This is a genomic window from Streptomyces sp. NPDC031274 (assembly GCF_055570235.1).
In genome coordinates, this window is the sequence record NZ_JBVIHP010000042.1 from 40,441 (window position 1) to 49,840 (window position 9,400).

A 9,400-nucleotide genomic window follows, 5' to 3' on the forward strand; every position below is an offset into this window, starting at 1 on the left:
TGACCCGACGACCTGACCTGACCTGAGCTGCCCGGTACGGACTCTCATCAAGACGGGTACGGACTCTCACCCAGAGGGGTATCAAGCACATGCCGACCGACGACAAGGTCCTCGACTACCTGAAGCGCCTGACTGCCGACCTGCGGCAGACCAAGCAACGTCTCCGTGAGGTCGAGGAGAAGGACAGCGAGCCGATCGCGATCGTCGGCATGAGCTGCCGTTTCCCCGGTGGTGTCGAGTCGCCGGAGGACCTGTGGCGTCTTGTCGAGTCCGGTGCGGACGCGGTCGCCGGGTTCCCCGCCGACCGCGGCTGGGACCTGGAGTCTCTGTACGACGCGGACCCCGACCACACGGGCACCACCTACGCCCGTGAAGGCGGGTTCCTTTACGATGCGACGGAGTTCGACCCCGGCTTCTTCGGGATCTCCCCGCGCGAGGCCGCGGCGATGGACCCCCAGCAGCGGCTGCTCCTTGAAACCTCCTGGGAGGCGTTCGAGCGGGCGGGCATCGACCCGACATCGCTGCGCGGCAGCAGGTCGGGCGTGTTCGTCGGCACCAACGGCCAGGACTACGCGGCGCTGCTGATGGCCGCGCAGGAGGAAGTCGAGGGATACGCGGGCACCGGCATCTCGGCGAGCATCATCTCCGGCCGACTGTCGTACACCTTCGGCCTCGAAGGCCCCGCCGTCACGGTCGACACGGCGTGCTCCTCCTCGCTGGTGGCCCTGCACCTGGCGGTACAGGCCTTACACAAGGGCGAGTGCGAGCTGGCACTGGTCGGCGGTGTGACGGTGATGTCGACGCCGGGCTCGTTCATCGAGTTCAGCCGCCAGCGCGGCCTCGCCCCCGACGGCCGGTGCAAGGCGTTCTCCGACAGCGCCGACGGCACCGGTTGGGGCGAGGGCGCGGGCATGCTGCTCGTGGAGCGCCTTTCGGACGCTCAGCGCAACGGCCACCAGGTGCTTGCGGTGGTACGTGGTTCGGCGGTGAACCAGGACGGCGCGTCCAACGGCCTGACCGCGCCGAACGGCCCGTCGCAGCAGCGCGTCATTCGCCAGGCGTTGGCGAGCGCGGGCCTGACTCCGTCCGACGTGGACGCCATAGAGGCACACGGCACCGGTACGAAGCTGGGCGACCCGATCGAGGCCCAGGCGCTCCTCGCCACCTACGGCCAGGACCGCCCCGCGGACCGCCCGCTGATGCTGGGCTCGATCAAGTCGAACATCGGCCACACCCAGGCCGCCGCAGGTGTCGCGGGCGTCATCAAGATGGTCATGGCGATGCGGCACGGCGTACTGCCGAAGACGCTCCACGTCACCGAGCCGTCGTCACACGTGGACTGGTCCGCGGGCGCGGTGGAGCTGCTTACGGACACCCGGGCGTGGCCGGAGACCGGCCAGCCGTGGCGGGCCGGTGTGTCGTCGTTCGGCGTGAGCGGCACGAACGCGCACACCATCATCGAGCAGGCCCCGGAAGTCGAGCCGGCCGCGGCGGTCGAGGAGTCGGCTCCCGCTGTTGCCTCCGGCACGGTCGGGTTCGTGCCGTGGGTGCTGTCGGCGCGTAGCGCAGAGGCACTGCGCGAGCAGGCGGAGCGGACGCTCTCCGGTGGGCTCGGTCTGGACCCGGTGGATGTCGGTTTCTCCCTCGCGACGACGCGGGCGTCACTGGAACAGCGTGCGGTCGTCATCGCGGACGACGCGGAGACACGCCTTGCTGCTCTGACCGCGCTGGCCGAGGGCGGTCAGGCGGCTGGGGTGGTGACGGGCAGTGCCGTTGCCGGTCTGGTGGGCTTCTTGTTCTCGGGTCAGGGGTCGCAGCGGCTGGGTATGGGCCGTGAACTGGCCTCCCGTTTCCCGGTGTTCGCTGCGGCTCTGGACGAGGTTCTTGGCGCGTTCGATCCGGTGGTTCGTGAGGTGTTGTTCGGTGAGGATGCCGACGCGCTGAATGAGACGGGGGTGACGCAGCCTGCGTTGTTCGCGGTTGAGGTGGCGTTGTTCCGGCTGCTTGAGTCGTGGGGTGTGCGTCCCGATGTGCTGGCGGGGCACTCGATCGGTGAGTTGGCTGCGGCGCATGTGGCGGGTGTGTGGTCGCTGGCTGACGCCGTGAAGGTGGTGTCGGCGCGTGGTGCGCTGATGCAGGCGCTGCCGTCTGGTGGCGCGATGGTGGCGATCCAGGCGTCCGAGGCCGAGGTTGCTGTGGATCTGCCGGAGACGGTGGGCATTGCGGCGGTCAACGGTCCGACGTCGGTGGTCGTTTCCGGTGTGGCCGCTGACGTCGAGGTGGTTGCGGAGCGGTGGCGTGAGGCGGGGCGGAAGGTGTCTCGCCTGAAGGTCAGTCACGCGTTCCATTCGCCGCTGATGGACCCGATGCTCGACGAGTTCCGGCGGGTCCTTGAGGGTGTTTCGTACGAGGCTCCGGCGGTCCCGATCGTTTCGACGCTGACGGGCCGGTTGGCCACTGCTGAGGAGCTGACCTCGGCGGAGTACTGGGTGCGGCACGTCCGAGAGCCGGTGCGGTTCGCCGACGCCGTGAGCACGCTCGTGGACGAGGGTGTGACCACGTTCGTCGAGGTGGGTCCGGGCGGAACGCTCTCCGCGCTGGGGCAGGAGTCGGCTCCGGAGGCCGGGTTCGTGCCGGTGCTGCGGAACGATCGCCCGGAGGAGGCGGCGGTGACCGCCGCGGTCGCGGAAGCGCACGTGCGGGGCGCTCACGTGGACTGGTCCGCCTATTTCGAGGGCAGTGGCGCGCGACGGGTGGATCTGCCGACGTACGCGTTCCAGCGTGAGCGCTTCTGGCTGGACGTGCGGCCCTCGGTCGGCGATGTCACGGCGGCCGGACTGGGTTCGGCGGAGCACCCGTTGTTGGGTGCGACCGTCACCCTCGGTGGCACGGATGGTGTGTTGCTGACGGGTCGGCTGTCGGTTCAGTCGCATCCGTGGCTTGCTGATTATGTGGTGCAGGGTTCGGTGTTGTTGCCTGGTGCTGCGTTTGTGGAGTTGGCGGTGCGGGCGGGGGATCAGGTCGGGTGTGATCTGGTGGAGGAGTTGGTGCTGGAGGTGCCGCTTGTTCTGCCGGTCAGTGGTTCGGTTCGGGTGCAGGTGTGGGTTGGTGCGGCGGATGAGTCGGGTCGGCGTGAGCTGAGTTTCCATTCCAGTGTGGGTGACGCGGACGATGGTCGTTCGTGGGCGCGGCATGCCACGGGTGTGCTGCGTGAGGGTGATCGCTCTGGTGGGGCTTCGCTGGTCGAGTGGCCGCCCGCGGGTGCGGAGGCCCTAGGCCTTGAGGGGTTCTACGGCGAGTTGGCGGAGCTGGGCTTGGACTATGGCCCGGTGTTCCAGGGGTTGCGGTCGGCTTGGCGCAAGGGCGATGAGGTGTTCGCCGAGGTCGCGCTGCCGGAGGGTGTGAAGGCCGAGGGCTTCGGTCTGCATCCGGCGTTGCTGGACGCGGCGCTGCACGCGATCGGCCTGGCGGGTGACGGCAGTGACTCTGGTGGCTTGCCGTTCTCGTGGTCGGGTGTGCGGCTGCATGCCTCGGGTGCGACGGCGTTGCGGGTGCGGCTGACTCCTGCGGGGGCGGACGGAGTGTCGTTGGCCGTGGCGGATGGGGCGGGTGCTCCGGTCGCGACCGTGGACTCGCTGGTATTGCGCCCGGTGTCGTTGGACCAGTTCGCTGCTGGTGACGGTCAGGGCGACGACGCGTTGTTCGGTGTCGACTGGGTGTCGGTGCCCGTGTCCGTATCCGTGTCCGAGGGCGATGTTCCGTCGGTCGAGTGGACCGATGCGGAGGCGCTTGCGGGGTCGGCGGAGCTGGCTGACTTTGTTGTTCTGTCGTGCCCGGTCACTTCCGGGTCCGACCCGGTCGCCGGTGCGCATGAAGTGGCGCACTGGGCGCTGAATGCCATCCAGTCCTGGTTGGCGGACGAGCGGTTCGACGCGTCGCGCCTGGTCATCGCGACCAACGGTGCGATCGCCACTACGGCCGAGGAGGACGCGCCGAACCTGGCGCAGGCGGCGGTGTGGGGTCTGGTGCGGTCCGCTCAGTCGGAGAATCCGGATCGGATCGTGCTGGTCGACCTCGACGAGGAGACGGCCTCGCTGGATGGACTGGCGTCCACGCTGGCCACGGGTGAGCCGCAGTTGGCGGTGCGTGCGGGTGCTGTCAGTGCCCCGCGCTTGGCCAGGGTGCGGCGGTCCGTGGTGGACGATCCTGGTTTCGGTTCGGGTGCGGTGCTGGTGACCGGTGCGACGGGCACGTTGGGTGGCCTTGTCGCTCGGCACCTGGTCGCGGAGCGAGGTGTACGCAGCCTGCTGCTGGTGAGCAGGCGCGGTGCCGCGGCTCAGGGCGCTGAGGATCTGCGTGCCGAACTGGTCGCGCAGGGCGCCGAGGTGGCGTTTGCCGCGTGTGACGTGGCCGACCGTGAGGCCGTGGCGGCGCTGCTGGCCGAGCATGAGGTCTCCGCCGTTGTGCATACGGCGGGTGTGCTGGACGACGGGACGATCGGTTCGCTGACGCCTGAGCGGATCGACGGTGTGTTCCGGCCGAAGGTGGATGCGGCGTGGCATCTGCATGAGCTGACACGGGACTTGGGCCTGTCGGCGTTCGTGCTGTTCTCGTCCGCCGCGGGTGTGTTCGGTGGCGCGGGTCAGGGCAACTACGCGGCCGCCAACGCGTTTCTCGACGCACTCGCCCAGCATCGCCGCGCGGCCGGTCTGTCCGCCACGTCGTTGGCGTGGGGGCTGTGGGCGGATGCGGATGGTATGGCGGGCAGTCTCGATGAGGCTGATGTGCGGCGGATGACTCGTAGTGGTGTGATCCCGATCGGTGCGGCCGAGGGCTTGGCGTTGTTTGATGCGGCGGGTTCGGCGGGTCGTGCCGCGCTGGTCCCGATCCCCCTCGATCTGCCGGTGTTGCGTCGCGAGGCGCGTTCTCGGCCGTTGCCGCATCTTCTGCGGGGTCTGGTTCGGGGTGTTGTGCGTAGGTCGGTGGAGTCTGGTCTGGTGGTTGCCGGGTCTGCGTTGGCTCGGTCGTTGGCGGGGCTGTCTGTCGCGGAGCGGGAGAAGGCGCTGTTGGATCTGGTGCTGGGGCATGTGGCGGTGGTCCTTGGGCATGGTTCGGCGCAGGCGATCGTGCCTGAGCGTGCGTTCAAGGAGTTGGGTTTTGATTCGCTGAGTTCGGTGGAGTTGCGTAACCGGTTGAATGCGGCGACTGAGTTGGCGTTGCCGGCGACGTTGGTCTTTGATTATCCGACTCCTGCTGCGCTGGCGGCGCATCTTGGTGCGGAGTTGCTGGGTGGTGTGGTCGATGTTGTGGCCAATGTTCCGGTGGCGGTGGTGGCTGATGAGCCGATCGTGATTGTCGGGATGAGTTGCCGTTTCCCGGGTGGGGTCGAGTCGCCGGAGGACTTGTGGCGTTTGGTGGCCGGGGGCGGGGACGCGGTGTCGCAGTTCCCGACGGACCGTGGCTGGGACATCGACTCGCTTTATGATCCCGATCCGGATCAGTCGGGCACCACGTACAGCCGTATGGGTGCCTTCCTGGACGGCGTCGCGGACTTCGACCCGGGCTTCTTCGGGATCTCGCCGCGCGAAGCCGCCGCCATGGACCCGCAGCAGCGGCTGCTGCTCGAGACGTCGTGGGAGGCCTTCGAGCGGGCGGGCATCGACCCGACTTCGCTGAGGGGCGGCCGGTCGGGTGTCTTCGTCGGTACGAACGGCCAGGACTACGCGGCGCTGTTGATGGCCGCGCAGGAGGAAGTCGAGGGGTACGCGGGCACCGGTATCTCGGCGAGTGTCATCTCCGGCCGCCTGTCGTACACGTACGGCTTTGAAGGCCCTGCGGTGACGGTGGACACGGCGTGCTCGTCATCGCTGGTCGCGCTCCACTTGGCGGTGAACGCGCTGCACAAGGGTGAGTGCGAGCTGGCGCTGGTCGGTGGCGTCTCTGTGATGTCGACGCCGGGCTCGTTCATCGAGTTCAGCCGCCAGCGTGGCCTGGCTGCGGATGGTCGTGTCAAGGCGTTCGCTGATGCTGCTGACGGCACCGGGTGGGGTGAGGGTGTCGGCATGCTGCTCGTGGAGCGTCTGTCGGATGCTCAGCGCAACGGCCACCAGATCCTTGCGGTGGTACGTGGTTCGGCGGTGAATCAGGATGGTGCGTCGAATGGTCTGACCGCGCCGAATGGTCCCTCGCAGCAGCGGGTGATCCGCCAGGCGCTTGCGAGTGCGGGCCTGGAGTCGGCCGATGTCGATGCCATGGAGGCGCATGGCACGGGCACCACGCTTGGTGACCCGATCGAGGCGCAGGCGCTGCTTGCCACTTACGGTCAGGGCCGCCCTGCCGACCGGCCGCTGTTGCTGGGGTCGGTGAAGTCCAACATCGGTCACACGCAGGCCGCCGCCGGTGTCGCCGGTGTGATCAAGATGGTCATGGCGATGCGGGAGGGCGTGCTGCCGCAGACACTGCACGTGGATGAGCCGACCTCACAGGTCGACTGGTCCGCCGGCGCGGTGCAGCTGCTGACCGAGTCGCGCCCGTGGCCGGAGACCGACCGGCCGCGCCGGTTCGGTGTGTCATCGTTCGGATTCAGCGGCACGAACGCGCACACCATCATCGAGCAGGCCCCGGAGACCGAGCAGGGCGCGGCTGCGGCCGAGTTGGCTCCCGCCGTTGCCTCCGAGGCGGTCGGCCTTGTGCCGTGGGTGTTGTCGGCGCGGAATGCCGAGGCGCTGCGGGAGCAGGCGACGCGACTGCTCTCCGGCGTGGTCGACCTGGACCCCGTGGATGTCGGCTTCTCCCTCGCGACGACGCGGGCGTCGCTCGAAGAGCGTGCGGTCGTCATCGCGGACGACGTGGAGACCCGGCTTGCTGCTCTGACCGCGCTGGCCGAGGGCGGTCAGGCGGCGGGTGTGGTGACGGGCAGCGCCGTTGCCGGCGGGCTGCTGGGCTTCTTGTTCTCGGGTCAGGGTTCTCAGCGGCTGGGTATGGGGCGTGAACTGTTCGCCCGTTTCCCGGTGTTCGCCGAGACTCTGGAGGCTGTGCTTGCGGAGTTCAGGCCTGAGGTCCGTGAGGTGTTGTTCGGTGAGGATGCTGATGCGCTGAATGAGACGGGGGTGACGCAGCCCGCGTTGTTCGCGGTTGAGGTGGCGTTGTTCCGGCTGCTTGAGTCGTGGGGTGTGCGCCCCGGCATACTCGCCGGTCACTCGATTGGCGAGTTGGCCGCCGCGCATGTGGCGGGTGTGTGGTCGTTGGCGGATGCCGTGAAGGTGGTGTCGGCGCGTGGCGCGCTGATGCAGGCGCTGCCGTCTGGTGGCGCGATGGTGGCGATCCAGGCGTCCGAGGCTGAGGTCGCTGCGGATCTTCCGGAGTCCGTGGGCATTGCTGCCGTCAACGGCCCGAGCTCGGTGGTCGTTTCCGGTGTCGCCGCTGATGTTGAGGTGGTTGCGGAGCGGTGGCGTGAGGCGGGGCGGAAGGTGTCTCGCCTGAAGGTCAGTCACGCGTTCCATTCGCCGCTGATGGACCCGATGCTGGACGAGTTCCGGCGGGTTCTTGAGGGTGTGTCGTACGAGGCTCCCGTGCTCCCGATCGTGTCGACGCTGACGGGCCGGTTGGCCACCGCCGAAGAACTTGCCTCGCCCGACTACTGGGTGCGGCACGTGCGGGAGTCCGTGCGTTTCCATGACGCGGTGGTGGCGTTGTGCGAGCAGGGCGCTGAGGTGTTCGTCGAGGTTGGTCCGGGCGGGACGTTGTCGGCGCTGGGGCTTGGCGGTGCGCCGGATGCGGTGTTCCTGCCCGCGTTGCGTGCGGACAGGTCCGAGGAGGTTGCGCTGGTCACTACGGTTGCCGCGCTGTACACGCGGGGTGTGGTGGTCGACTGGGCCGGATTCTTCGCGGGCAGCGGCGGTCGGCGCGTTGACCTGCCGACGTACGCCTTCCAGCACCAGCGCTACTGGCTGGATGTGCGGACCGGTGAGCGCACCGAGCGTCTTTCGCCGGTGGAGGCGCGGTTCTGGGGGGTTGTGGAGGACGGTGACATCGCCGATCTCGCCCGTACGTTGGATGTGTCGTCGGATGCTCCGTTGAGTGCGGTGCTGCCGAGGCTTTCGGCGTGGCGTAAGGAGCAGCAGGGTCGTTCGACGGTTGATGGTTGGCGGTATCGGGTCGAGTGGCGGTCGGTGGTTGCCGGGTCCGGGCGCCTGGAGGGTGCTTGGCTGGTTGTTGCGCCGGTTGGTGAGGACCGTGCGGAGTGGGTTCGTGAGGCGCTGGTCCGTAGTGGTGCGGACGTGCGGGTTGAGCACGTGGATCCGGGGTCGGTTGACTGGGCGGAGCGGCTGGCTGACCTGTCGGTTCTGAGTGGTGTGGTCTCGCTGCTGGGCTTGGCGGATGCGGGTGGTTCGGCTGTGCCTGTGGGTGTGGCGGCCACGGTTGGTCTGTTGCAGGCGCTGGGTGAGGCGGAGGTGCCGTTGTGGTGCCTGACGTCGGGTGCGGTGTCGGCGGGTGCGGGTGATGTCGTTGCCGGGTTCGAGCAGTCGATGTTGTGGGGTCTGGGCCGGGTGGCCGCGCTGGAGCAGTCCACCCGCTGGGGTGGCCTGATCGATCTGCCGGAGGCTCGGGATGAGCGGGTCGGTGATCTGCTGGTCTCGGTGCTTGCCGGGTCGGGTGGTGAGGACCAGGTCGCGCTGCGGGACGGCGAGATCCTGGGACGCAGGCTGGTGCCCGCGCCGCTCGGCAAGGCACCCGAGGCGGGCTGGTCGCCGCGCGGGACGGTCCTGGTCACAGGTGGTACCGGTGCGCTCGGCGCACACGTAGCCAGGTGGCTGGTGGGCAAGGGTGCCGAGCACCTGCTGCTGACCAACAGGCGTGGGCTGGAGGCCGATGGTGCGGAGGAGCTGCGCGCGGAGCTGACCGAGCTGGGCGCCCGTGTCACCATCGCGGCCTGCGACGTCGCCGATCGCGACGCTCTGGCGGATGTGCTGGCGTCGGTCCCCGACGAGTTCCCGCTCACCGCGGTGGTGCATGCGGCGGGTATTGAGCGTTCTGGTGTTCTGGCGGATCTTGATCCGGATGCTTTGGGTGGGTTCGCCGAGGTGTTGTCGGCGAAGGTGGAGGGTGCGCGCAATCTGCATGAGCTTTTGGGTGAGCGTCAGTTGGACGCGTTCGTTCTGTTCTCCTCCATTGCTGGTGTGTGGGGCAGTGGTGGGCAGGGGGCGTATGCGGCCGCCAATGCCTATCTGGATTCCCTGGCCGATCACCGCAGGGCGGTGGGTCTGTCTGCGACGGCGGTGGCGTGGGGTCCGTGGGGTGGTGGTGGCATGGTCGCGGGGGCCGGCCGGGATGCGGCGGCGCAGTTGCGGCGTCGGGGTCTGCCGACGATGGCTCCGGGGGTGGCGATTGCGGGGCTGGC

1 protein-coding gene is annotated in these 9,400 nt (G+C 68.7%); it reads left to right on the plus strand.

What is annotated here, in order from left to right:
- Positions 1 to 89: 89 nt before the first annotated feature.
- On the plus strand, positions 90 to 9,400 hold a 9,311-nt coding region (locus ACZ5CR_RS41255; protein ID WP_468867656.1), incomplete at its 3' end, for a type I polyketide synthase.